20 protein-coding genes are annotated in these 24,692 nt (G+C 69.4%); 3 read left to right on the top strand and 17 right to left on the bottom strand.

Going from position 1 to position 24,692, the window contains the following annotated elements; genetic code table 11:
- Window positions 1-38 precede the first annotated feature (38 nt).
- The 5 genes from FMQ63_RS14790 to ruvB all read right to left on the bottom strand — a co-directional run bounded on the left by FMQ63_RS14790 (window position 39) and on the right by ruvB (window position 6,358).
- Window positions 39-1,274 carry a DUF4388 domain-containing protein gene (locus FMQ63_RS14790; RefSeq protein WP_011554943.1) on the bottom strand — a complete coding sequence of 412 codons (1,236 nt, stop codon included), beginning with the start codon at window positions 1,272-1,274 and terminating at the stop codon, window positions 39-41.
- Window positions 1,275-1,299: 25 nt separating this feature from the next.
- On the bottom strand, window positions 1,300-2,385 hold the full coding sequence (locus FMQ63_RS14785; RefSeq protein WP_011554944.1) for a thioredoxin domain-containing protein: 1,086 nt from the start codon (window positions 2,383-2,385) through the stop codon (window positions 1,300-1,302).
- Window positions 2,386-2,432: 47 nt separating this feature from the next.
- Window positions 2,433-3,377, bottom strand: coding sequence for a UDP-3-O-acyl-N-acetylglucosamine deacetylase (lpxC, locus tag FMQ63_RS14780; RefSeq protein ID WP_011554945.1), 945 nt, complete (start codon window positions 3,375-3,377; stop codon window positions 2,433-2,435).
- A 467-nt stretch (window positions 3,378-3,844) separates the two neighbouring features.
- The gene (locus FMQ63_RS14775) at window positions 3,845-5,320 is read right to left on the bottom strand and encodes a hypothetical protein (protein ID WP_011554946.1); all 1,476 of its coding nucleotides are present in this window, start codon (window positions 5,318-5,320) and stop codon (window positions 3,845-3,847) included.
- A 6-nt stretch (window positions 5,321-5,326) separates the two neighbouring features.
- Window positions 5,327-6,358, bottom strand: coding sequence for a Holliday junction branch migration DNA helicase RuvB (gene ruvB, locus FMQ63_RS14770; protein WP_011554947.1), 1,032 nt, complete (start codon window positions 6,356-6,358; stop codon window positions 5,327-5,329).
- A 201-nt stretch (window positions 6,359-6,559) separates the two neighbouring features.
- On the opposite strand from ruvB, the gene FMQ63_RS14765 reads away from it, so the two are divergent.
- Window positions 6,560-7,639, top strand: a complete 1,080-nt coding sequence (locus FMQ63_RS14765; protein ID WP_026114022.1) for a hypothetical protein — start codon at window positions 6,560-6,562, stop codon at window positions 7,637-7,639.
- Between the two features lie 3 nt (window positions 7,640-7,642).
- On the opposite strand, the gene FMQ63_RS14760 is transcribed toward FMQ63_RS14765, so the two are convergent.
- The 5 genes from FMQ63_RS14760 to FMQ63_RS14740 form a co-directional block, all read right to left on the bottom strand.
- On the bottom strand, window positions 7,643-9,034 hold the full coding sequence (locus FMQ63_RS14760) for an ELWxxDGT repeat protein (RefSeq protein ID WP_225909380.1): 1,392 nt from the start codon (window positions 9,032-9,034) through the stop codon (window positions 7,643-7,645).
- A gap of 408 nt (window positions 9,035-9,442) precedes the next feature.
- Window positions 9,443-10,051: a Holliday junction branch migration protein RuvA gene (gene ruvA, locus FMQ63_RS14755; protein ID WP_011554950.1), complete on the bottom strand. Its 609-nt coding sequence runs from the start codon at window positions 10,049-10,051 to the stop codon at window positions 9,443-9,445.
- On the bottom strand, window positions 10,048-10,623 hold the full coding sequence (gene ruvC, locus FMQ63_RS14750; RefSeq protein ID WP_011554951.1) for a crossover junction endodeoxyribonuclease RuvC: 576 nt from the start codon (window positions 10,621-10,623) through the stop codon (window positions 10,048-10,050). Before ruvC ends, ruvA begins: the two co-directional genes overlap by 4 nt.
- A gap of 24 nt (window positions 10,624-10,647) precedes the next feature.
- Window positions 10,648-11,397, bottom strand: a complete 750-nt coding sequence (locus FMQ63_RS14745; RefSeq protein ID WP_011554952.1) for a YebC/PmpR family DNA-binding transcriptional regulator — start codon at window positions 11,395-11,397, stop codon at window positions 10,648-10,650.
- An 86-nt stretch (window positions 11,398-11,483) separates the two neighbouring features.
- Window positions 11,484-12,743, bottom strand: coding sequence for a PleD family two-component system response regulator (locus FMQ63_RS14740; RefSeq protein WP_011554953.1), 1,260 nt, complete (start codon window positions 12,741-12,743; stop codon window positions 11,484-11,486).
- 105 nt (window positions 12,744-12,848) lie between these two features.
- Between FMQ63_RS14740 and FMQ63_RS14735 the strand changes: the two genes are divergently transcribed.
- A complete protein-coding gene (locus FMQ63_RS14735) occupies window positions 12,849-13,571 on the top strand; it encodes a hypothetical protein (protein WP_011554954.1) in 723 nt (240 codons plus the stop codon).
- A 1-nt stretch (window position 13,572) separates the two neighbouring features.
- Here the strand turns inward: FMQ63_RS14735 and FMQ63_RS14730 are convergent, their stop codons facing one another.
- From FMQ63_RS14730 to FMQ63_RS14705, 6 genes are all read right to left on the bottom strand, one after another.
- Entirely contained in the window at window positions 13,573-14,949 is a 1,377-nt protein-coding gene (locus FMQ63_RS14730) for a sigma-54 dependent transcriptional regulator (RefSeq protein ID WP_011554955.1), read from the bottom strand.
- Between the two features lie 16 nt (window positions 14,950-14,965).
- Window positions 14,966-15,208: a hypothetical protein gene (locus tag FMQ63_RS14725; RefSeq protein WP_043612432.1), complete on the bottom strand. Its 243-nt coding sequence runs from the start codon at window positions 15,206-15,208 to the stop codon at window positions 14,966-14,968.
- A gap of 59 nt (window positions 15,209-15,267) precedes the next feature.
- On the bottom strand, window positions 15,268-17,802 hold the full coding sequence (locus FMQ63_RS14720) for a CARDB domain-containing protein (RefSeq protein ID WP_225909381.1): 2,535 nt from the start codon (window positions 17,800-17,802) through the stop codon (window positions 15,268-15,270).
- Window positions 17,803-18,089: 287 nt separating this feature from the next.
- Window positions 18,090-18,488, bottom strand: coding sequence for a zinc finger domain-containing protein (locus tag FMQ63_RS14715; protein WP_020478683.1), 399 nt, complete (start codon window positions 18,486-18,488; stop codon window positions 18,090-18,092).
- Window positions 18,489-18,635: 147 nt separating this feature from the next.
- Window positions 18,636-19,652: an RNA 3'-terminal phosphate cyclase gene (rtcA, locus tag FMQ63_RS14710; protein WP_011554959.1), complete on the bottom strand. Its 1,017-nt coding sequence runs from the start codon at window positions 19,650-19,652 to the stop codon at window positions 18,636-18,638.
- A 162-nt stretch (window positions 19,653-19,814) separates the two neighbouring features.
- Complete coding sequence (locus FMQ63_RS14705; protein WP_011554960.1) at window positions 19,815-21,050, bottom strand: RtcB family protein; 1,236 nt, start codon at window positions 21,048-21,050, stop codon at window positions 19,815-19,817.
- A gap of 144 nt (window positions 21,051-21,194) precedes the next feature.
- Here FMQ63_RS14705 and rtcR point away from each other — a divergent pair, with 144 nt between their 5' ends.
- Window positions 21,195-22,817, top strand: a complete 1,623-nt coding sequence (gene rtcR / locus FMQ63_RS14700) for an RNA repair transcriptional activator RtcR (protein ID WP_011554961.1) — start codon at window positions 21,195-21,197, stop codon at window positions 22,815-22,817.
- Window positions 22,818-22,824: 7 nt separating this feature from the next.
- Here the strand turns inward: rtcR and FMQ63_RS14695 are convergent, their stop codons facing one another.
- On the bottom strand, window positions 22,825-24,243 hold the full coding sequence (locus FMQ63_RS14695) for a M24 family metallopeptidase (protein ID WP_011554962.1): 1,419 nt from the start codon (window positions 24,241-24,243) through the stop codon (window positions 22,825-22,827).
- Window positions 24,244-24,692: the final 449 nt, after the last annotated feature.

Genomic DNA, 24,692 nt, shown 5'->3' with positions numbered 1-24,692 from the left:
CGAACGCCGTGACGGCGAACGTGGGCACGTGCGAACCCCTAGGCCAGTCCTCCTTGGAGGGTGCGGTAGGTGTTGGACAGCCGCTCCGCCACGTCCGCGGGCAGGACGTTGCGCGCTGAAAACAACGCATAGGACACGAAGGCGTCCAGGGCCTCCAACGTGAGGGCCCGGCCCACCGCCTCGCCTCCCGTGGAGAGGTTGGCCCTCAGCCGCGCCACGTCCACGCGCCCGTCAGCCGCCAGCGTCACCCCGGCGTACGCGTCCTCCAGTCCCTGCGGCGGCGCGTCGAGGAAGCCGCGCAGCAGGTCCGTGTCCTTTCCGGCCTCGCGCAGGGCCCGGTGCACCAGGGACAACAGCAGGTTGTAGCGCTCCTCCGCGGACAGCAGCTCCCAGGCCATGCCCTCCACGGCGGGCGCCTGCGCCGGAGGCGGCGCCGCGGGGTGGACGGCCACGTTGCCGCCGCGCACCGCTTCCTCCAGCCACGTGTAGAAGGCGTGCGGGCCGCCTTCATAGGACGCGCGCAGGCTGGCCAGCGGCAGCCCGTCCGCCAGCCTGGCGAACAACCGCGACTCACCAGGCAGCGGTCCTTCGGACCCCAGCGTGACGCGCGTGTCGTCCGGGAAGCGCCGACGCAGGCGAGACACCAGCTCCGCCCGTTTGATGCCGGTGAGGACCAGGTCCCGCGTGCGCTCGGGCAGCTTCACCACGTCCGCCATCGGCGCGGGGCCTTCGACGAAGACGAAGCTGCCGTCCTCCAGTTCGAAGAGGCTGAGCACCACCTCACGCACCACGTACGTCATGGCGCTGTACAGGTTGGCTTCGGAGACGAGCCCTTCCGACGTCAGCACCTGGCCGATGCGGCGCGACGGCGTCACGCGCGACAGGGCCTGCGTCAGCTGCGCCTGCGTCAGCAAGCCCAGGCGGAGCAGCGCCGCACCCAGCCGCTCCCAGCGCTCCGTGGAGGTGGCGAACACCACCTGCCCGTCCCGGAAGGACACCGTGCGGCGCCCCGTGGCGTGCTGCACCGCCAGCAGGCCGCTGCGGATGCCGGACAGGACGTGGGCGAAGACTTCCTCCACCGACAGGGTGCGCAGGCTGCCGGCAAGGAAGCCAGCGAAGCCGGGCGGCTCCTGGAGGAGGACCATCCCCTCCGGCCCGTGGAACCAGGCCTGGAGGGGACGGGAGGGGGACAACCCCTGGGCGAGCGGCCGCTCCAGGTCGAGCGATGCCGCATCACTCGCGAGGCGGGGCGTGGCTTTGGGTCGTGTCGCCACTGCCCACCTCTCCGACTGCCGGGAACTACTTCTTCGGCGCGTTCAGCTCCGCGTCGATGATGCTCTTGAACTCTTCGAAGGGCTGCGCGCCGGACAGCAGGATGCCGTTGATGAAGAAGGCCGGGGTGCCAGACACGCCCGCCTGCTTGCCCTCGGCCAGGTCCTTCTGAACGATGGCGCCCTTCTCACCCGAGTCCAGGCAGGCGTTGAACTTCGCCGTGTCCAGCTGCAGGTCGGCGGCGTACTTCTTCAGGGAGTCCACGCCCAGCGCCTGCTGGTTGGCGAAGAGCAGGTCGTGCATCTCCCAGAACTTGCCCTGATCGCCCGCGCACAGCGAGGCCTCGGAGGCCTTCGGCGCCTCCTTGTGGAAGTCGAGCGGGAAGTGGCGGAACACGATGCGGACCTTGTCGCCGTACTCCTGCTGCACCTGCGCCAGCGCCGGGTTGGCGCGGCTGCAGAACGGGCACTGGAAGTCGCTGAACTCGACGATGGTGACGGGCGCGCCCTCAGGCCCCCCCTTGGCGGCGCCCGTGGCGGCCACCTGCTTGCGGACAACCGGGGGACGCGGCGGCTCCGGCAGCGTCAGCTTGACGTTGGCGGACTTGCGCAGCTCCTCGAAGAGGGCCTGCGCGCGCTCCTGCTTCGGCTGCTGCGTCAGGAACTCCACGATCTGCGGCTTCATCTGCTCGTAGGTGGAACCCTCGGGCAGCTGGCCAGCGGCACCGTCGTAGACTTCCTTGATGCGCTCCTCGGTGGGCGCGGGGACCTTGTCGTCGATCTCCGCCTTCAGATACGCCTCTTGGGAGAGGCCGCGCTTCTTGGCCTCTGCATCCACGAGCTTCTCCGTCACCATGCCGTCCAGGCCACGCTTCAGGAGCTGCGACTTCTGCTTCTCCAGGTTGGCCAGCGGCTCCTGGAGGCGCTCGCTGAGCTCCTTGTAGGTGATCTTCTGCCCGTCGCCGAACGTCGCGACGACAGTGTCGGGCGCGGGCTCACCCGCAGCCTGCTGCGCCGCGGGAGCGGTGGCCGGCGCCTTCTCCTTGTTACAGCCGGCGGTGAAGGAGGCCGCCAGGAGCGCGGCGAGGATGACGCGGGTGGGACGGTTGAGCATATCCCGCCCACTTAGCCGAGCCTTACCGGACCTGCAAGTTAATGACGTCAGGCGACAAGCGGCTCGAAGTCCAGCGCGCCGGCCAGTCCAGAGAAGCCCAATCCCATGCCCTCCAGCTCGCGGCGGCGGGCGGGAACGATTTCGTAGCAGCTCGGGTCGGACATCACCTTGCGCACCAGCTTGTGGTTGAGCGCGTGGCCCGTCTTGTACGCCGTCATGTGGCCGATGACGGGCCGGCCGAACAGCGACACGTCGCCGATGGCGTCCAGGATCTTGTGGCGAACGAACTCGTCCGGGAAGCGCAGCCCGTCCGGGTTGAGGATGGAGACCTCGTCCACGACGATGGCGTTCTCCAGCGAACCGCCCCGGGCCAGGCCCATCTGCTTCAGCTTCTCCACGTCCCGCAGGAAGCCGAAGGTGCGCGCGCGGGAAATCTCACGCGCGAAGTCCCGGTCACCGAAGTCCAGGTCGAAGGACTGGCCCTGGATGACGGGGTGCTCGAAGTCGATGGTGCAGCTGATGCGGAAGTGCCGGGCCGGCGTGAGCGAGGCCTGCTTGTCGCCGTCCACCACCGACACCGCCTTGCGGATGACCAGCAGCTCCTTGGGCGCCTCCTGCTCCCGCACGCCCGCGCTCTGGATGAGCGCCGCGAAGGGCGCCGCGCTGCCGTCCATGATGGGGACTTCCGGACCGTCCAGCTCCACCCGGAGGTTGTCGATGCCCATGCCGGCCAGCGCCGCCATCAGGTGCTCCACCGTGCCCACGCGGACACCGTCACGCCCCAGCGTCGTGGCCAGCGACGTGTCCACCACGTACTCCGCCAGCGCGGGGATGCTCACCGGGCGGGCGAGGTCCGTGCGCACGAAGACGATGCCATGCCCCGGGGGCGCCGGGCGCAGGGTGAGCGTCACCCGGGCACCCGAGTGGAGCCCGACGCCCTGCAGGGAGGCGATCTTCGAGAGAGTGCGCTGGTTGTAGGAGGACGGTCGCATTGTGGGTGTCGCCTCGTGGCTTCTCGGTGCTGCGGAGCTTCCGCTCCAGACCCGCCGGAGGGCTGGAAACGTTCATCAGTGGTCTGATGTGACGCGCGAGTCCAGCAAGCAGCATGCCACTTCCGTGTGACATGCCTGGCAGCGCCGCGGGCTTGAAATTCAGCTCCAACCCCTTGGAGTTGCTCGGCTTTTTCGTGCGTCTTCAGGGGCACCGGTTCCGGCCTGGCGCCCCTCCCCCCGTAGCGGATTGCTGATTCCCTCCTGAACCGCGACACCGATGTCGGGGATTTGTCATCCCCGTCCTTGGCATCCCCGCGCCCTCCCCCTCGTCACCAACCCGTGTCTTCCATGCAACACGGGCGCGTCCATAGCGCAAGGAACTCAACGACGCAAACACCCGCCGTGACAACTCCCCCCACACAGGGGCCGCCATGCGGGGTGGCCAGTAGCACCACGACGGGGCTGTATCAGCGTGCGGGGGTGGTGAGGAACCTGTCCCGTAGGGCTTCTGCGTCCTGGCGATCAAAGCCACGGCCCTGGAGGTGCGTGCGACGGCTGACGGAGTGGAAGGTGGACTCCAGCGTCTGGATGAAGCGCCGCAGGTCCTCGCCGAGCCGGGCGCGGATGCCAGGCCCTTCTGGAGGCCAGGGCAGCTCCACCAGCAGCGAGGTGAAGCGGTCGAAGGCGTCGTAGTCGCCGTAGCGCAGCAGTTGGTAGCTGCCGTCGTGGAAGTAGCCCAGGAAGCCCTTGAGGGCGTCCAGCACGCGCTCGGCGGCGGGGACGTCCTCGGCGCGCAAGTGGGACTCCGCGGCGCGGCACAGCTGGGCGTATACCCACAGGTCCTTGCGCAGGCGCAGCGCAGCCTCCTGCGGGCTCATCAGTTCGTCGAAGACACCGTCGGCCAGGCCCCCGTTGGGCGCCAACGCCTCCACCAGCGCCACCACCTGCGTGCGCAGCACCGCCGTGAAGGCGGACGCGGCGCGCAGGGGGGCCTCCGCGTCGCGGTCCAGGTTGACCAGCACCTCGCGGGCCACGCGCTCCGTCTCCCGGGCGATGTCGCGCGCGGCGCGCAGCGTGGCGGCCTGCAGGGACTTGGAGCCAGCATTGGGAGACAGCTCCGAGTGCATCCACGACGCCAGCGCGGTGGCCTCGCTGCGCACCAGCGCCAGCAGCACGCGCACACGACGGGAGAAGGGCGGCTGCTCCTCCGCGTCCACGTAGGCCAGGTAGTGCAGCAGCCGGAAGAGGCCCAGGAAGGCGGTGGTGAAGGCGGTGCGCTGCTCCTCCTGGAGGGTGACCAGCGTGTCCAGCAGCCGCACCGAACGGAGCCGGTCGTATTCGACGCGGAACTCCAACGGGCGGAAGGGGCGGAAGTAGCGGTTGAGGACGATTTCCCGCAGAGACAGCTTGCCCACGTCCTGGAAGAGGCCGAGGTTCGCCGCCGGCAGCTTGAGCAGGTGGTCCAGCAGGTTCTTCAGCGCGTCGAAGGCCTCGCGCAGCACGAAGAGGCTTTCGGGCGGCGTCTCCTGGTCCAGTTGCTCTTCGATGAGCGCGCGCCGGACGCGGTCGTCCGCGAGCTGGGTCTCCACGTACTTGCGGAAGACCATCTTCTGGTCGCTGTCCGGGTCCTGCAGGTGGCGCGCGACACGGATGGCGCGGTCCATGGCGTCGCGCACGTCCGCCAGCTCCTCGCGGAAGTCACGCGTGACGAGCGGCCTGTCGCGCGCGTCCACCACCGTGTTGAGGTTGAGGTAGCGCTCCACCGCGCGCAGCAGCATCTCGAACTCGAACAGCAGCTCCTCCCGCCCCTCCACGGGCACGCCGCGCAGCCAGCGCTCGCGTTCGGCGAGGAAGCCGGCGCGCGACGTCTGGGAAGCGCGCATCAGGTCGGCGTAGAAGTCGCGGGGGACGCGGGGCGGTGAGGAAGGCGTGTCCTGGCTCATGGCATCTCAGAAGAGGCTGCCCTGGGGCGTGGGCGGTGGTTGCTTCTTGAAATATTGGTACGTGCGGTGCGTGGCCATCCGGCCCCGCGGCGTACGCTGGAGGAAGCCTTCCTGCATCAGGAAGGGCTCGTACACGTCCTCGATGGTATCGCGCTGCTCGCCCACGCTGGCGGCGATGGTCTCCACACCCACCGGGCCGCCGCCGAACTTGTCGAGAATGGTCAGCAGAATCTTGCGGTCCATGGAGTCCAGGCCGCTGGCGTCCACCCCGAGCCTGTCCAGCGACTTCTGCGCCAGCTCCAGGGTGATTCTGCCATTGCCTTCCACCTCCGCGAAATCACGCAGCCGGCGCAGCAGCCGGTTGGTGATGCGCGGCGTGCCCCGCGAACGGCTGGCCACCTCGCGCGCGGCGTCCTTGTCCAGGGGAATGCCCAGGATGCGCGCGGAGCGGTGGAGGATGCTCTCCAGCGCCTTGGCGTCGTAGTACTCCAGCCGTTCCTGAATCTGGAAGCGGTCGCGCAGCGGCGAGGTGAGCAGGCCGGTGCGCGTGGTGGCGCCAATCAACGTGAAGGGCGGCAAATCAATCTTCATCGCCCGGGCGGCGGGCCCGGTGTCGATGGTGATGTCCAGCCGGAAGTCCTCCATGGCCGGGTAGAGGTATTCCTCCACGGCGGCGTTGAGGCGGTGGATTTCATCGATGAAGAGCACGTCCCGCGCGTCGAGGTTGGTGAGCAGGCCCGCGAGGTCCCCCTTGCGCTCCAGGGCGGGGCCGCTCGTGACGTGGATTCCCACGCCCAGTTCGTTCGCGATGATGTGCGCCAGCGACGTCTTGCCCAGGCCCGGCGGGCCGGAGAACAGGCAGTGGTCCAGGGCTTCGCCCCGGCTGCGCGCGGCCTGCACGTAGACCTTGAGCTTTTCGACGACGGGCCCCTGGCCCACGTACTCGTCGAACGAGCGCGGACGCAGGGAAGCCTCGAGCCGGACGTCCTCGGGCAGGACGTCTTCCGAGAGTGTGTCGGACTTCCTCGCCATGACCATCCGGACCCTATACAGGAAGGCCGCGCGTGTCGCCGCACATCTGGCGGCGATACATCCAGACGGCCGCCGGCCCTGCCAGCCAGGCGGGCGCGGGCAGGGGAAGGTAGGGCCCCCTCCCAGCGTTCCAGGCACAGCCCCCGCCGATACTCCGAGGCGATTGAAGTGCGCCTGCCGTATGCGAGAGTCGAGCCTGGAGACCGCATGAACACGAGCCCTGCGTTTCGTCCCCTCCCCTCCCTGGCCGGCGCGCGCGCCGAACCCGTGCCCGGGCTCCGGCTCCAGAAGCTCCGCCGGGCCGCGTTGGATGCGCGGGAGGCCTTTGTGAGGGAAGGCCCGGTGGCCGCGGTGGCCACCTGCGACCTCGTCACCTTCCCCTACCCCGCCCAGTTCGCCTTCAGCGGCGCGGCGTCGTCTCCGGCGCCCTACGTCATGCTGACGAACCGGATGCAGGTAGTGCAGTTCGTGGACCGGGAGGGCGCGCGGCGAACGCTGCTGTTCAACCCCTCCGACTACGAGCGCGGCGTCTCCGCCCCCTTCTACCGCGCGCTGCGCGAGCGCTACGGCGGCTTCGTTTCAGACAAGGTGATGTCCACGCGGCACGGCTCGGTGCAGAGCCACCTGGCCGCGCTCGGCCTCATCCCGTCGGATGTGGACTACCTGGCCTTCGACCACCTCCACATCCAGGACCTGCGCGGCTGGCTGGGCGGTGACGGCATGCCCGCGTACTTCCCCCGGGCCCGGCTGCTGGTGCAGCGCGCCGAATGGGAGGTGGCCCTGGAGCCGCACCCCATGCAGGCGGTGTGGCTCGTCCCGGGCGGCGCCGACATCCCCCGCGAGCGCGTGGTGCTGCTGGACGGTGACGTGTGGCTGGGACAGGGCGCGGCGCTGCTGAGCACGCCCGGCCACACGCGCGGCAACATGTCGCTGGCGGTGGCCACCTCGCGCGAGGTGTTCGTCACCAGCGAGAATGGCGTGGCCACGGAGAGCTACACGCCGCTCCAGTCCGCCATCCCCGGCGTGCGCCGCTTCGCCGAGCACATGGGCTGGGAGGTCGTCCTCAACGGCAACACGCGCGAGGACTCCCTGGACCAGTACTCCTCCATGGTGGTGGAGAAGCTGTTCGCGGGCACGTCCTCCGTGGAGGGCGCGTTCATCAACTTCCACCCGTCCTCGCAGCTCACCGCGCACGTCATGGCGCCCGGGTTGTCGCCCACCATCGTCCTGCCCGCGCCCAACTTCGGCGACGTGCGGCCCACCCCCGCGTCACGGCGGGCCGCCTAGCGCTCAGCAGTCCCGGCTGAAGCAGAGCCACCAGGGGCGGAAGGGCACCGCGTACAGCTCCTGGTCCCTGTCTCCATCCGACGCGGCGAAGAAGATGTTGAAGCCGGCGCGCACGAAGTTGAACGGGTTCGACGACGCGGCCCCCGGCGCGATGTCCAGCAGCCGGCTCGTCACCCAGGGGCGGCCGGCGCTGTACCAGACCTCGCGCCCGTGCCCCGCCGTCTCCGCCGAGAAGAACAGCCAGCCGGACTCGGCCTTGAGCCCCGTGGGCACGCTGCCCACCGGCCCCGGCGCGATGTCTCGCACCATCATCGTGCCCTGCGCCGTGCCGTCGGTCCGCCACAACTCGCGGCCGTGCACGCCGTCGTCCGCGGTGAAGTACAGCTCGCCGCCCAGCGCGACCAGCTCCTTGGGCATCGACCCCTGGGGGCCTGGCCAGAGGTCCCCGACGAGCCCCGTGCCCTGCGCCGAGCCATCACTGCGCCACAGCTCGCCGCCGTGCACCGCGTCGCCTGGGTTGCCGTACCAGTCGCTCGCACCCGCCAAGAAGTACAGCGTGTCATCCAGCGCGGCGAGGTACGCCGGGTAGTCACCTGGAAAGGTCCGCACCCGCTCGGCGGACGGCGGCGCCGTGCGCGCCACCCACAGTTCGCCCTGCTCCGTGCCCGGGTCCAACAGGAAGAACAGGTGCCGGCCCGCCGGCGTCAGCCCGAAAATCACCCCGGCGCCCTGCTGGGAGAACAGCCGCGTCGGCCGGCCCTGGCGGTCCACCCACCAGAGCACCGTCTCCGCGGCGTTGGCGGACACCAGCGCCAGGCCCTTGCCCCACGCCGTCAACTGGCTCAGGGCGAGCGAACCCGCGCCGGGCAGGAAATCGTGCACCCGCTCCGTGCCCTTCTCCGTGCCGTCGGTGCGCCACAGCTCGCGGCCACTCACGCCGTCATCCGCCGTGAAGTAGAGGGCGCCGTCCACCTCGGTGAGGAACTCCGGCGCCGCGCCCACCGTCCCACGCCGCACGTCCCGCACCAGCACCGTGCCGTCCGCCGTGCCGTCCGTGCGCCACAGCTCCGCGCCATGCACGCCGTCGTCCGCGACGAAGAAGACCCAGGGCCCCACCCGCGTCAGGTTCCGAGGCTGCGAACCCGCCGGCCCTGGCCGCAGGTCCTTCAGCCGGAGCGTCTGCCGCGCCCCGTCGATGCTGGCCCACAGCTCGCGGCCACTCACGCCGTCATCCGCACTGAAGACGAGCACCTCGCCCGCCCGCGCCAGTTCCTGCGGCTGTGAACCTGTCAGTCCCGGTCGGATGTCACGCAGCCGCTGGGCCGTGTCGCTGCACACCGCCCAAGGCTGCGGAAACAGGACGGGCGCCTTGCGCCCCGACGACTCCTTCGACATGTCGACAGGTGCCTGCGACCCGGGAACGGCCCGCGTCCATTCCTCCCCCGCATCACCTTCCACCAGCGGCGCACACCCCGCAGTTCCCCCGCAAAGCAGCAACAGCCCCACAGGAATGGCACGCCATGACGTCATGTATGCAACCCTCATCCTCGGCGCCGTGCCGGCCCTCGCCGCTGGAGCTGGAAAGTGTCACCCATGCCGGATGCTCCTACTCGGACTCGGGTAGGAAATCGCGTCTGCTGTCCGTCATCACGCGACGCCTGACGACTTCTGAAGACAGGGCAACACTGGGGCCTTCTGGCCCCAGCGTCTTTCAAGCTCTCAACGGGAGAGAGGACGGTACGGCCCAGCCGTTCTCCCGGATTTTGCCGTCACAGCGCCGTCACACCCGATGTGTCGCAGCGATCAGCCGCCCGAGCGGAGCGCCTTGAGGGCCTCGCGGAACAGCGCCTGGAAGGTGGCCTCCGCCCCCAGCCGTTCGCTGGCCAGGTCCGCGGCCTTCTCCGCCTGGGGCTGCTTGTAGCCAAGGTTGAGCAGCGCGGAGACCAGGTCCGCATGGGCTCCACTGACGGCGGCCGGCGCGGTCCCGCGCGACACCGCTTCCAGGTGAATCGTCTTCACCTTGTCCTTGAGCTCCAGCACCAGCCGCTCGGCGGTCTTCTTGCCCACGCCGTGAATCTTCGCCAGCCGCGCCACCTCGCCCCGCGACAGCGCCGCCACCAGCTCCGGCACCTCCATGCCGGACAGCACCATCAACGACAGCCGGGGTCCCACCCGCGAGACGCTGTTGAGCAGCAGGAACACCTCTTCCTCGCCCTTCGTCAGGAAGCCGAAGAGGTCGAAGGCGTCCTCGCGCACCACGGTGCGCACGCGCACGTCCACCGGCTGTCCCTCCGCCGGCAGCTTCCCCAGCGCCAGTGAGGAGAAGTTCACCCGGTAACCCACGCCGCCCACGTCGATGGTGGCGTCCTCCAGGTCCTTCTCCAACACCGTCCCACGCAACCGCGAAATCATCTCGCCTCCGGACGCCGGTACGCGGGCGCCAGCCGGTCCGCCAGCAGCGCCGCCGCGCCCTTGCGCTTCTTGCCCGACGCGGACGCCGCCGGTACCGCGGCCCGCCCATGGTTGAGGTGGCACAGCGCCACCGCCAGCGCATCACTCGCGTCCGCGCGCTCCAGCACCGACGCATCCAGCTCCAGGAAGGTCCGCACCATCCGCGCCACTGCGTCCTTCCCGTCCGCGCCGCCCGCCCCCACCGCCTTCTTCACCTTCGCCGGCGCGTATTCGAAGACGGGCAGCCCCGCCTGCGCCGCCGCCAGCAGCGCGACGCCGCGCGCATGCCCCAGCACCAGTGCGCTGCGTGCGTTGCGGAAGGTGAACACGCCTTCCACCGCCACCGCGGCCGGGCGGTATTTCACCAGGGCCGCCGTCAGCGCGCCGTGCAAGTCCCGCAGGCGGTCCGACAGCGGCAACGCCGGATCGCCCTTGATGACACCGTGGCCCACGTGCACCAGCCGGCCCCGCTTCTCCTCCACCACCCCGAAGCCCATGAACCGGCTTCCCGGGTCAACGCCAAGCACGCGCACGTTCCACTCCGTTCCAGGACTCCGCTACTGCAACAACGAATCCAGCATCGCGTCTTCGATTTCGTAGTTCCCGTGCACGTTCTGCACGTCGTCGTTCTCCTCGAGCGCGTCCAGCAGCTTCAGGAGCTTCTTCACCGTGTCCACGTCCAGTGCGACGGTGTTCTGGGGGAGGAACACCCACCGCTGCTGCCCCAGCGGCAGGCCCGACTCCTGGAGCCGTCCCGCCACCGTGTGCAGGTCCGCCGCCGCGGTGCGCACCTCGGAGCCTTCGTCCCCCAGCATGATGACGTCCTCGGCGCCCGCGTCGATGGCCTGCTCCATCAGTTGGTCCTCGGAGGGGCCGTACTTCACGCTGATGACGCCCTTCTTCTGGAACATCCAGGCCACCGCGCCCTCGGCGCCCAGGTTGCCCCCGTACGCGCTGAAGGTGGAGCGCATGTCGGCCGCGGTCCGGTTGCGGTTGTCGGTGAGGCATTCCACCAGGATGGCGACACCGCCGGGGCCGTAGCCCTCGTACGTCACCTCCTCGTAGTTCTCTCCCTCCAGTTCGCCCGTGCCCTTCTTGATGGCGCGCTCGATGGTGTCCTTCGGGATGTTGGCCTCGCGGGCCGCGGCCAGCGCGACGCGTAGGCGGGCATTGCCGGAGGGCTCACCGCCACCGAGCCGCGACGCGACGGTGATTTCCTTGACGACCTTGGAGTACAGCTTCCCCTTGGTCGCGCCCATCGCGGCCTTCTGGCGCTTGATCTTCGACCACCGATTGTGACCGGACATGGTGGGTGTGCCTCAACGGGCGCCCAGCGGATGGAGCACCCCGCGCCGGGCCTTGTCCCCTACCGAGGGCCGCCGAGTCAAACCCTTCAAACGCCTGCGTCGTCGGACCGGACAGCCCCCTCCAGGCCCTCCGCGCCACTCGACGCGCCGGGGACCTTCTTGGGGAAGTCCAGGATGACGGGAGGCTGCGAGCCTCCGACCAGGGTGAAGGGCGCGGAGGCCCCATCCCCACCGCAGGCAGCGGGGGCCGGCTCCCGCGCATCCACCGGCTCGGCGTCCACGGAGGGCGCGGGCTCGAAGAAGCCGGGCACCGTGGAGCCACAGTGCGCCCGCTCGCGCTCCTCCAGCAGGCACGCGGGCACCAGGATGCCCAGCGCGAACAGCCGCGTGGACGCCTCGTACGCCACCGCCTCCGGGAACTGGCACTCCAGCAACATGGCGCGCAGCGTGCGGCGCCCGTCGAAGAGGCGCACCACTTCGCCCACGTCCTCCGGCAACGACGCCAGCATCTCCGCCAGCCGGGCGAAGTCCACCGTCAGCCGAGATGCCAGCGGCAGGCCTCGGGCACGCAGCGCGTCGAAGCGCTCCAGCCCCTGCAGCACCGTCTCGCACAGGTACGGGCGGTCCATGGTGAACGAGCCCTTGTGCAGCTCGGGCCCCAGCGTCACCGCGTAATCACCCGCGCCGAAGCAGAGCATCCGCCGGAAGGCCAGGCTGCCGCGCTCGCCATTGAAGACGGCGTCCACCACCAGGCCGTGCCGGAAGGCGAACCAGCCCTGGCCCTCCGCCATCACCACGCGGCCTGAGCGGACGCCCGCCAGCAGCGCTCGCGCCACGTCCGTCAGCGGCAGCCGCTGCGTGTCCGACGCGAAGGCCGCGTCACCGCTGCACTGGCCCGCCTTGAGCCGGGCCAGCGCCACCACGTCTCGCGCGTCCACGGGATGGGCCAGATAGTCGTCCGCGCCCACGCCGCCCGCAAGGTCCCGGTGGAACTCCTCTTCACGCCGAGCCAGCAGCAACACCGGCAGGTGCGCCGTGCGCGCGTCCGCGCGAACCTGGCCACACAGGCTGAAGCCGTCTCCGTCCTGGAGCTCCACCTCGGTGACGACCAGCTGCGGCGCCGTGCCGCCTTCCGCCAGCGACGCCAACGCGGCCTGCGCGCCCGCGACCAGCAGGACTTCGAAGCCCGCTTCCGCCAGCGCAGCGGCCAGCACGGCCTGCGCGCCCGGCGCCGAATCCACCAGCAACACCCGGGGCCGGCCTCGTGACGCATGGCGACGCGCCCCCGCCTCGGCCAGGGCTTCCGGTCCGGCATACGTGGAAGGTTGTGGGAGCGCGGTAGCCATGAATTACTAAATCTTCGCGCCAAGCCGGACAAATACGCAAGGCGCCGACAAGCCCCTGGAATCGTTGGGGTTTCCGCCCGCCGCTCTGCGGGGTAGGGTGTATTCATGATGCGTCCCGGCTGCTTTGGCCCACTCGTGTCCGCGCTGTTGCTCGTTTCCCTGGAGTCCGCCGCCCAGGCGCCAGCCCCTGCTCCCGCCGACGAAACGCCGCGCGTCACGACGTCTGACACGGCGCTTCTTCGCGGCACGAGCGAGGATCCGCTGGGCGCAGTGCTGGCGCCAGTGACGCTGCCGGACGGAGCCACGGCGCTCTATGGCTTCGTGGGCGCACCGGAGATCGGCGTGGGCTTCCGGCAAGGCATCTCCGGCTTCGAACTGGAGGCACGCGCGCGGCTCCAGTGGTTCCAGCTCTCCGCCTCGCTGGAGCTCGCGGTGCGGCGCAAGGTGCTGGAGCAAGGCATCCTGTCCCTGGCGCCCACGCTGGGCCTGGGCGTGGTGCTCAACTCGGGCGCCACGTACATGGATGACCGGAACTACTCCGGCGTGCTGTTCCGCGTATCGCCCGGGCTGGTGGCGGGCTGGCGCGTCGCGGACACGGTGTCCGTGCTGGGGCTGTTGGACGTGCCGGTGGACATCGGTCTGTCCAATGGCCAGTCGCGGCGCATCCAGGCGCTCGGCGGAGGCGGCGTGGAGGTGTACCTGGGCAGCAACCTGTCGGCGCTGGCGGCGGGCCAGCTCGGCGTGGAGTCCTTCCAGGAGCGCTCGGGGGAAAGCCACACGCGCCTGGGCTACAGCGTACGACTGGGCCTGGGCGTCCGGCTCTTCTGACTCACGTCAGTCCAAAGCGCTCCAGCTTCTTGAGCAGTCCCTGGCGCGACAGGCCCAGCGCCTCCGCCGTGTGCGTGCGGTTGCCATTCAGGCGCCGCAGGGCCTCCTCGATTTCGCGCCGCTCCAACGCTTCCACCTTCTGAGCCAGCGTCGTTGTACCTGGCGCGCGGGTGGCGTGCAGCCGCTCGCTGCCGGTGAAGGACAAATCCTCGGGCTGGATTTCGCGCCGCTCCCCCGCCAGCACGGTGGCGCGCTGCATCTCATGGCGCAGCTCGCGCAGATTCCCCGGCCACGCATGGGCCAGCAGGGCCTCCGCCGCGGCGTCCGACAACAGCCGGGCGCGCCCGTCCGGGCACAGGTGGGCGCACTGATTGAGGAAGTGCTTGGCCAGCAGCGGAAGGTCCGCGGAGCGCTCGCGCAGGGGCGGCAGGCGAATTTCAACGCCCTTCACGCGCCAGTAGAGGTCCTCGCGGAAGGCGCCTTCCTGAAGCATGCGCCCCAGGTCCTGGTGGGTGGCGGAGATGAGCCGCACGTCCACCTGGACGGGCCGGTCCGCGCCCACCGGAAGGATGTCGCCCGTCTCCAACGCACGGAGCACCTTCACCTGGAGGGACGGCGACATGTCGCCCAGTTCGTCCAGGAAGAGCGTGCCTCCGTCCGCCTCCGCGAAGAGGCCACGGTGGTCCTTGGTCGCCCCGGTGAAGCTGCCCTTCACGTGGCCGAACAGGGCGCTCTCCAGCAGCGACTCCGGCAGTGCGCCGCAGTTGATGGGGACGAAGGGCCCGTCGTGGCGGCGGCTCTTGAGGTGGACGGTGCGCGCGAGCAGCTCCTTCCCCGTCCCATTCTCGCCAGTGACGAGCACCGGCAGCTCACTGGCCGCCACGCGCTCCGCCAGGGACGTGGCCGCCAGGAAGGACGCGCTCTGCCCCACCAGGGAGACACCGCCCGCCGCGCGCGTGAGCGAGCTGCGCAGCGTCTCCACCTGCCGCTCCAGTGTCACCCGCGCGAGCGCCCGTTGCACCACCACCAGCAGCACATCCGGGTCCACTGGCTTGGTGAGGAAGTCGTACGCGCCCAGGCGCACCGCTTCCAGCGTGTGCCGCGTGTCCCCTGCCCCGGACACGACGATGACCTTCGTCCCGGGCTTCGCGCTCAGCAACGCCGCGAGCCCCTCCAGCCCCGCGGAGACGCTCCCGTCGGGAGGCAGCATCAGGTCGAGCAGCACCAGGGGGAAGTCGCGTGCATCGAAGGCCGCGCGAGCGGAAGGCCGGTCCGCAGCTTCCACTACCTCGTAACCCGCATCGCGCAGCAGCCCGCCATAGACTTTGCGGAACGCGGCGTCGTCATCCACGAGCAGCAACGGGTGCGGTGCGGACATACGTGTGGCCTCCGCCTCAGTCCGGAAGCGGCGTCTGGCGTGGCGTGCCCATCAACTCCAGGGTGCGCAGGGCCACCTGGATGAGCGTCTGGGCGCACGGCTCACACCCGCCGCCACAGCACCGCGGCCAGCGGCCTTCCGGGTTGCGCAGCAACGGACGCACACAGGACTGGTAGTAGCTGGGGAAGCCGAGCTCCTCGCTGGCGCGGACCAGCGCGGCTTCAAACGGAGGTGACGCGGGGGGTGTGACGTCGGACACGGGGCTGTCATAACAGCCACCGTGTCCGCTGCCCACTCGCCCGCGCCCCCCTCTCGGGCTCAGGGTGTCACGACCATCCGAGCACCCACTTGACCATCGTTGGCGGACACCAGGTCCGGGAGGCTACCCACACTCACGTCCGCGGCCACGTACCAGACGTCCCCGCTGCTGACGGTGGCCCGCGACGACACCGACACTGTCCGGCACTGCCCCCGGGCAAGCGTCACGCTCATCTGCCCGACCCGCACATCCACCGCCGGGTCCAGGTGCTCGTCACGAGACAAGTAGGCCCTCACGGAGGCCGACGCCTGACCAAAGCCTCGATTGCAGACGGAGACCTCCGTCGAATACGCGTCACCTGCTTGGACGACCACCGGGGCACTCACGGCCGTCACGGCGAAGTCGCTCCAGCCCCCCACGGCGATGGGCACGGAGAACAAGAGGGCGCGCCACTGCTCGGGGGCATACACGTCCCATGGGTCTCCGAGATAAGCCACCAGCCTGTAGGCGCCCTCCTGCGGCACGTTGGACCAGCCCCGCAGCGTCGCCTGTGCGCACGCACCCGGAACGAGCGCCGGAACCACGACATACTCGGAGAGCGCGGAGACGGGAAAGTCATCCTCCGTGCGCAGCGCGAGCCCGACCGCAGTGCCAGGCTGAGCCACCGGGCTCCGGTTGCACACCGTCGCGGTGGCATTGATGGTGGCGTTCGTGTTGATCGCCGTCGGCGCTTGAAGGTCCGTGACGACCAATCCACTGAGCTGGGTCACCTGGATGATGTCCCCCAGGGCGTCGTTGTTGGACTCCACCAACTCCGTGATGGCGTTGTCGATGTCGGCTCTCGCCGCCAATCGAAACGCCCCCGTGTAGTAGGGCACCCTCGCCTCCGCGTCCAACGTGATGCAGGCCCCTGGCGCCAACGACTCGACAGACAGCTTCGCCCCCTGGATGCCCGCCGAGATCTCCGGGAGCACCTCCGGCACGAAGAGCGTCTGGACGGCCGCTCGCGGCGTCCGCACATTGCCCTGATTACAGACCGTCACCGAGACAGGCAGCTTCCCTTCGGGCCACGCCGCACGCCCCTGGGCGACGATCCGCGTCACGACCAGGTCAGGCCCGGTCCCCAGCCCCACCACGGGGCCTGTCAGCGCATTGTTCTCCAGGTGTGCCTCTCCCCCGACAGGCGCAACGAGCTCCACCGAGGCCTTCACATGGACAGTGGCGGGCAACCCCTGCGTGGGAACCGTCCCCACCACGGGAAGCACCGCGCAACCCTTGCCTAGCGCGCCAAAGGCCCGGGTCCCCACGCGAATGCCTGCCCGAGGGTCCGGGCCATCCGACAGCGCCACATGAACCGCCAGCGCCGACGCGGAGAGCGTTCCCGTATTGCAGACCGTGACTTCCGTGGTGAAGGAGGCCCCCGGAACGAGCGCGTGCGTCAGCGGCTCGATGCGTGTGACGGAGAGGTCCGCCGAGGAGCCCAGCAGGACGTTCACGGACCTGTCGTTGTTGCCCGAATGAGCCTCTGTCTGCGCACCAACCGGATTCACCGTGGCCACCAGCCGCCAGCTTCGCGCCGCGTTCGCCATGGAGCCCAGCGACTCCTCCCACTCGATGCACTGGTTGGCCTCCAAGGCCGGGATGTTCCGCGATGAGACACGCAACACGCCTTCAGCGGAGGGCTCACTGGCACGAAGCTGGAATTGCACCTGCGTGGCGGACGCGGGAGCCGTGCCCTGGTTGCACACTGTCGCGCGCACAGGAAGGCTCCCGTTGATCGACTCCATGGCCGGCGCCCTCAGCGCCGCGACGACGTAGTCGGGAATCGAGCCCACCTCGAGAGGACTGACGACACTGAGGTTGTTGGTCTCGTCAGCCTCGGGCCGCTCATTCAGCGGATCCACCATGAACGCGAGGTACGAAGTGCCCGGTTCGCCGAGCACCCCGACGAACACGACGCGTTCGCATCGTCCGGCATCGAGAAAGAGCCACGACTGGTCGCGCATGACGACGTCGTCGGTGTCGATATGTGCGTCGGACGACCGATAGAGATATACCGTCGCCTGCTCAGACCCTTGGCCTCTGTTGCACACACGGGCAGCCACATAAAAAGGCCACTCCGGGCGAACGACCGAGGGCACAGCCACCGACTCCACGGTGAAGTCGGGAAGCGCGTCGAACGTCACGGAGTCGCCAGCGTGCGCGTTGTTCTCCTCCGAGACCTCGTCCACACGCGCGTGCGGATCCACCAAGGCCCCGATGAACCACATCCCCGACTGGGACGCCTCCTTGTTGGCGACGATTGAACGTGACGCACACTTCCCGGCCCCCACCCATCCCGAGGAAACGGCCCCGAGCAACGCGTCCTCCTTGGCGATGCACACGTCCCGGGACACGAACACCTCGACGTCCGCGCTCCCCGCGCGGCGGCCCATGTTGCAGACCGTGACGACAACCTCGAAGGGGTCCCGCCCGTAGACGCGCGATGGCGCACGAACATCGGTGATGACGAAGTCGGGCAGCTCATCCCCACGCACCGCACGCGTCGTCGTTCGCGCCGCCGGAGGCGGACCCTTGCAGTCTTCGAATCTCACGGGAAGGTCGTGGGTGACCTCCCCGGAAACGCGCGGCGACGCGGCGAGCGCCATCGGCATTCCCAACACACACGGCGCCAGTTGCAACACAAGCCCTAGAAGCCCACCTGCAATTCTTGACGGCATCGTTCCCCCTCATGCTCCGGGGCTGGCCTTGAGTTCAGGCGGCAGCAACCCGGGGCATCGGGACGTGATCTAACATGCGGGCCTGACCGGAACGAACGCACGGGCGCGAGGAAGCCTCGCGGGGATCCTGGCATCAACGGGTCCACGCGACGCGCCGCGATTCAGAGCAGCGAGGATTGCGCGGGGACTTCGGGTGCGCTCGCCAGGGGCTGGCACGAGGAACACCAGTACGTGTTCCGTCCACCGATGCGTTGATGGGAGACCGGTGTGGCACAGCGCGGGCACGGCGCCCCGGCGCGGCCAAACACGTTGCGCCGGTGCTTCGCCTGGCCCTGAACGCCGAAGAGGTCTCGCTGGGTTCCCCGCATGCGGAGCCCTTCATCGAGCACCGCCTGGATGGCGCGGTCCAGCCGCACCACCTCATCGGCCGTGAGAGACGACGCCAGCCTGCGTGGGGCAATCCCCGCCTGCCATAGGCTCTCGTCCGCGTCCCGGTTGCCGACCACGACGGCCTGCCGCAAATCCCGGGTGATGATTTCGACTTCAGGTACCTCTGCCACGCGGACGTCTCCTCCGCACATGCATGGTGCCGGCGCCTGACCGCGCGCCACGGAGATGCCCACCCGCCATGGGGCCTGACTGCCCTCCGAGCGGAGCGCGCGATGCTCAGCCCCAGGGCCGCCCGCAAGCGGACGCGCCCCTGGGGCTCAGGCGCGGACCTCCACCTCGCGAACCTCGCGAGACACCTCCCGCACCTCCACCTTCACATCCAGGAACTGGGCGATGGTTTGGAGCTGCGTCTCGGCATGCCCATCCAATGGCAGCGTGCGGAACACGCCGCCCTTCGCCAGCGCCACGAGGAGCAGCAGTTGGTCACACAGGTGCTCGCCCACCGGCACGTCCGCGTCGAGGTAGCGCTTCACCTCTTCAGCGACCTGTCCGGCCACGGCCTCCGCCCGCTTCCCCCGCTCACCAAAGCCGGTGAAGACCTCTGTCACGTGCTCGCTCTCCACTTCGGCGACCAGCACGTTGCCGGGCCCCAGCGGACGCTTCAGTTCCTCCGTCCGGAGTTCATCGGGCCGCCACTTCAGCGCCGCTCCCGCCGTGCCCAGCTCGCGCTGCGCCACGTCGAACGGAATCATCGCAATCACGGCCTTCAGGTCGCGACGGACCACGCGCCCCCGCTCCAGCAGGTGCAGCGGCTTCAACGGCGCGGGTCGCACGTCGACCCGGAACCGCCCGCCCCCGGCAGGGAAGAAACCGGCACGCTCCAGGGTCGCCTCCACGGACGGCCCCATGCGACGGACCAGCGGCAGATACGCCCGCTGGAGGAAGTCGAACGGTGGCGCCATGGGGTTGTGCGTTCCCCCCTCCAACATCAGCGTGGAAGGCCCCTTCGCCAGGAGCAGCGCCGGAAGCACCGTCTGGAGCACCAGCGTCGCGCTGCCCGCGGTGCCCACCGCGAAGTGGTAGTTCCCCGCGGCCAGGGCACTCGGCCGGAAGGTCAGCTCTCGCGAGCCGAGCTCCGCGCCCGACACCTCCGCGGCCCCCACGGCCTCCGCGGCCTTCACCGACGTCAGGTGCTGGCGCAGCAGGCCCGGCTTCTTCCGACCCGCGCGGATGTTCTGGATGGTGAAGGGCTTGCCCGTCACCAGCGACAGCGACAGCGAGGTGCGCAGCACCTGCCCCCCGCCCTCACCCAATGAACCATCGATGCGCACCATGACGACTTCCTCCTTGCTGCTCGCGACTCACGAACCACCCGGCACGCACTGACACCCCCGTGAAAATAGCGGCGCCCGCGTCCCCATCCTGGCGGCCTTTCGGCCTCTTGGGGAGCGCGGGCGCCTCGGTGTCTTCATCCCGGCATGGTCACCTCTGGGTTTCTAGCCCTTCACGCACACGACCTGCTTCAGGGTGTGGACCACTTCCACCAGGTCCGCCTGCGCCGCCATCACCGCGTCGATGGGCTTGTACGCAGCCGGCGTCTCGTCAATGACGTCCACGTCCTTGCGGCACTCCACGCCGGCGGTCGCCTTCACGTGGTCCTCCACCGTGAAGCGCCGCTTCGCCGCCTCACGCGACATCACCCGGCCCGCACCGTGGCTGCAGGAATGGAAGCTGTCCGCGTTCCCCTTCCCGCGGACAATGAACGAACGCGCCCCCATGCTTCCGGGGATGATCCCGAGGTCACCCTCTCGTGCCCGCACCGCCCCCTTGCGCGTCACGAAGCAGTTCTTCCCGAAGTGATGCTCACGGGCGATGTAGTTGTGGTGGCAGTTCACCGCCGCGTCCTTCAGCTCGAACGGAGGCAGCTCACCGCTCAACTGCAGCGCATCCACCGCCTCTTGCAGCATCAGCGCGCGGTTCGTCGCGGCGAAGTCCTGCGCCCAGCTCACCGCGAAGACGTAGTCCTCGAAGTGCTCCGTCCCTTCCGCCAGGTACGCCAGGTCCCCGTCCGGGAGATTGATGAACCAGCGGCGCATGTCCTCCTTCGCCAGCTCGATGAAGTAGCTCCCGATGCGGTTCCCCACCCCGCGCGAACCCGAGTGCAACATCAGCCACACGCCATCCGACTCATCGAGGCACAGCTCGATGAAGTGGTTCCCCGTTCCCAGCGTCCCCAGGTGCGACAGCTCCGGCCCACGGCCGATGCGCGGATGCTTCCCGACGATGCGGTCGTACCCCTCCACCAACCGCGCCCACTCCTTCTGGTGCCGCGCGGGCGCCACACGCCACGCCCCTACGTCGTTGCGGCCACCGTTGTCGGAGCGGCCATGCGGCACCGCGCGCTCAATCGCCGAGCGAACCCCACGCAGCGAGTCCGGGAGCTGGTCCGCCCGCAGCGTCGTGCGAACGGCGATCATCCCGCAACCGATGTCCACGCCCACCGCTGCCGGCACCACCGCCCCCACGGTGGGGACCACGCTTCCCACCGTCGCGCCGTAGCCGCGGTGCACGTCCGGCATCACCGAGACCCACTTGTGGATGAAGGGGAGGCCACGCAGGTTGCGGAGCTGCTTCTTCGCCTCGTCCTCGAACGGAACCCCCACCGTCCACGCCTTGATGGGGCGGCCCGCCTCGTCCGACAGCACCTCGTAGTTCCCGTTGATGCGGCTCATCGTCTCCACCTTTCAGTCGTCCGCCGGGCGCTGTGTCCCGATCACGGAGGAGGCCTAGAGCAGCCGGCGTGCCAACACCGCTTCCGAGGGGAGCCCTCCAAGCGAGCTGGCATTCCCTATCCCCATAGATAAAATCCTATCTCGATGGCGAAATCGCGCGCGCGCAAGACGGTGGTCCTGGGGATGCTCGGGACGACGCTGGACAACGGGCAGGGGCCGCAGCGCTGGGCGCGGTGGCGGCCCACGGTGGCGCTGTGCCAGCAGGAGGACCTGTTGGTGCACCGGCTGGAGTTGTTGCATCCACCGAACGCGACCTCGCTCGCGGCCACACTGGCGGGGGACATCCGCCAGGTGTCACCGGAGACGGAGGTGCGGGGCAGGCCCCTGCGCATCCAGAACCCGTGGGACCTGGAGGAGACCTACGGCGCGCTGCTCGACTACGTGCGCGGCTATGCCTTCAACCCCGAGGCGGAGGACTACCTGGTCCACATCACCACGGGCACGCACATCGCGCAGATCTGCATGTTCCTGCTGGTGGAGAGCCGGCTCATCCCCGGCAAGCTGGTCCAGGTGTCACCCGACCCCCGGGACCGCGCGGGCGCGGGTACGCACACCCTCATCGACCTGGACTTGTCCCAGTACGACACCCTGGCCGCGCGCTTCCGGCAGGAGCAGCGAGAAGGCCTGGCCTTCCTCAAGTCCGGCATCGACACCCGCAACGCGGCGTTCAACCGCCTCATCGAGCGCATCGAACAGGTGGCCGTCCAGTCCCGCGCGCCCCTGCTCATCACGGGCCCCACCGGCGCGGGCAAGTCGCAGCTCGCGCGGCGCATCTACGCGCTGAAGAAGTCGCGGCGCGGCGTGGCGGGCCCCTTCGTGGACCTCAACTGCGCCACGCTCCGGGGCGACGGCGCCATGTCCGCGCTCTTCGGCCACGTGAAGGGCGCCTTCACGGGCGCGCTGAGCGACAGGCCCGGTCTGCTGCGGCAGGCGAATGGCGGCGTGCTGTTCCTGGACGAAATCGGCGAGCTGGGCGCGGACGAGCAGGCCATGTTGCTCCGCGCGCTGGAGGACAAGCGCTTCTTGCCCGTGGGCGCGGACCGAGAGGTGGAGAGCGACTTCCAGCTCATCGCCGGCACCAACCGGGACCTCCAAGTCGAGGTCGAGCGCGGGCGCTTCCGGGAGGACCTGCTCGCGCGCATCAACCTGTGGACGTTCCGGCTGCCCGCGCTGCGCGAGCGCCCGGAGGACATTCCACCCAACCTGCTCTTCGAACTGGACCAGTCCTCCGAGGCCGTGGGCACGCGCGTCACCATGAACAAGGAGGCGCAGGAGCGCTTTCTGGACTTCGCCACGTCCACCGAGGCGAGGTGGGCAGGCAACTTCCGGGACCTCAACGCGGCGGTGCTGCGCATGGCCACGCTGGCGGCGGGCGGACGGATTACTCGGGACGTGGTGGACGAGGAGCTCGAACGGCTGCGCGAGCAGTGGCGGCCCTCCGGAGCGAAGGCGGCGGTCGTCGCCGGGGACCTGGTCGCGGAGGTGCTGGGAGAGAACCTCGCCAGCGAGCTGGACCGTTTCGACCGGGTCCAACTCGCGGACGTGCTGAGCGTCTGCCGGGCATCACGCTCGTTGTCGGACGCGGGGCGCTTGCTGTTCGCTCAGTCACGCGCCCAGAAGAAGAGCGTCAACGACGCGGACCGGCTGAAGAAGTACCTGGCCCGCTTCGGACTCACGTGGGCGGACGCCAGCGGGCGAGGCGCGTAGGCCGGGCTCAGAGCATGGGCATGCCACGCGTCGTCACGCCCTTGCCTCCCTTTGCGCCCTGACTTCGCTGCCCGCCCTGCCCATCGCGGCCCAGGAGGTAGAACGACTCCTGCCTGGACACGAAGAACTTCCAGCCCTCCTCGGTGAGGTAGGCCGGGTCCTCCTGCATCACGAAGACCTTCTGCCCGTCCCACTCCGGCACCGACGTGGCGGTGTTCAGCTCGATGGCGATGTACGAGCCGAGGCGCAACGTCTTGGCCTCTTCCTGCCGGCTGGCCGAACGGAAGTCGATGCTCGCGCCCAGCGCGTGGCCCTGGTTGCCCAGCGGGTGGCTGTACACCATGGCCTCGATGCCCTTCTCCTTCATCTCCGCCATCGTCTGCGTGTACACCTGCGCGGACGTGCGGCCCGGACGGGAGGCGCGCAGCATCAGCGCGTCCTGGAGTTCGATGGTGTTGGCCAGCGCCCGCTTGAGGCCCTCCGGCGCGTCCGTCTCCCCCTCGTTGAGCACGTAGGCCATCTTCTGCCAGTCGGAGTTCAGCCCCATGTAGGTGATGCCGAAGTCCACGTGCAGCAGGTCACCGCGGAGGATGACGACGTCCTCCTTCGCGGGCGCCAGGAAGCCTCGCGAGCTGGCGCCGTCCGCGCCCTTGCGCTGCACGCGCAGGTCCGGCTGGAACCAGGTGTCCACGCCCAGCGCCCAGAGCCTGTCATAGAGGAAGCGGCGCACGTCACCGACGGTCGTCTTCCCCGGCACCACCACCTCCGGAGAGAAAGCCTCCTTCACCACGGCCTCCGTCAGCATCACCAGTCGCTGGTAGTGCAGCCACTCCTCGGGGATGCGCGTGTCCAGGTACTCCTCGATGAGCGGCGCGGCGCTCACGAAGCGGGCCTCCGCCTCCGCGCCCAGGGAATCCACCAGGAAGGCGTAGCTGTCCTTCGTCAGGCTGCGCGTCACCCCGCGCTTGCCGCCAATGCCCAGGGCAATCGTCCGGGGCTGATAGCGCGTGTTCAGGTCCGCCAGGACCTCCTGCGGCTTGCGCCCTTCTTCGGGCAGCTCGAAGAAGCGCGCGAGCGTGGCCTCCGAGTAGCCGGAGAGCGCGACGCGCTTGAGCCCCTCGGGCCCGGCGTCGACGAACACGAAGATGTCCCGGTTACCTGCGTAGGGCCGCGGCGGCGCGATGAACTGGGTGAGCGGGTCGTCGTGGAACTCCTCGTTGACGACCACCCACATGCCCACGCCATGGCGGCGCATCATGTCCAGCAGCATGCCGTGGCGCTTCTCCAGCCAGGCTTCGCGCTCGGAGATCTGCTCCGACCAGGACATGAGGCGCGGCGGCGAGTCGTCAGCAGCGCCCTGGCGCCCCGTGGTGGCACAGGCGGCCAGCAGCAACAGCGGCAGGGCCGCCCACTTCGCGGACTTCATGTGAGGACTCCCATCGAGAAGGAGGCCGCACCGTATCGCATGAAAGCCAGGGGGCCTCCGCCTCCAGAGCCCTTGGATTCTCTGGAGACGGAGGGCCTGGGGCGCGCCCCCTCCCTCACTCCCTGGAAGTCCGCACTCCAGCGCCTCTCCGGATGAGCGCGTCCTCGACGCCCGCATCATGTGGTCGTCGGCCCCCCGGTCCCGACGCGGCCACCCTTCGAGATGACGGCTGTCCCCCGACGCCGTCTGCTGGAGCGGGGCTTCGTTCCCCGCGCGCCGAACTCAGAAGCTGGCGATCCGGAACTCGAAGTCGCCCTCGTCGGACGCCTCCAGTTCCTGCCCCCCCAGGTCCTCCGCGTCCCCCCCCGCTTTCACGGCCTGTCTCTTCTACACATCTCCGAGCCCACGAGACGCTCATGAAACTCGTATGCCGCCTGCCGCTTGAAAAA

This window comes from Myxococcus sp. CA005 (assembly GCF_006518205.1).
Lineage (GTDB): Bacteria > Myxococcota > Myxococcia > Myxococcales > Myxococcaceae > Myxococcus > Myxococcus xanthus.
Note: the sequence above shows the minus strand (reverse complement) of the source record. Positions and strands in the feature narration are given on the sequence as shown.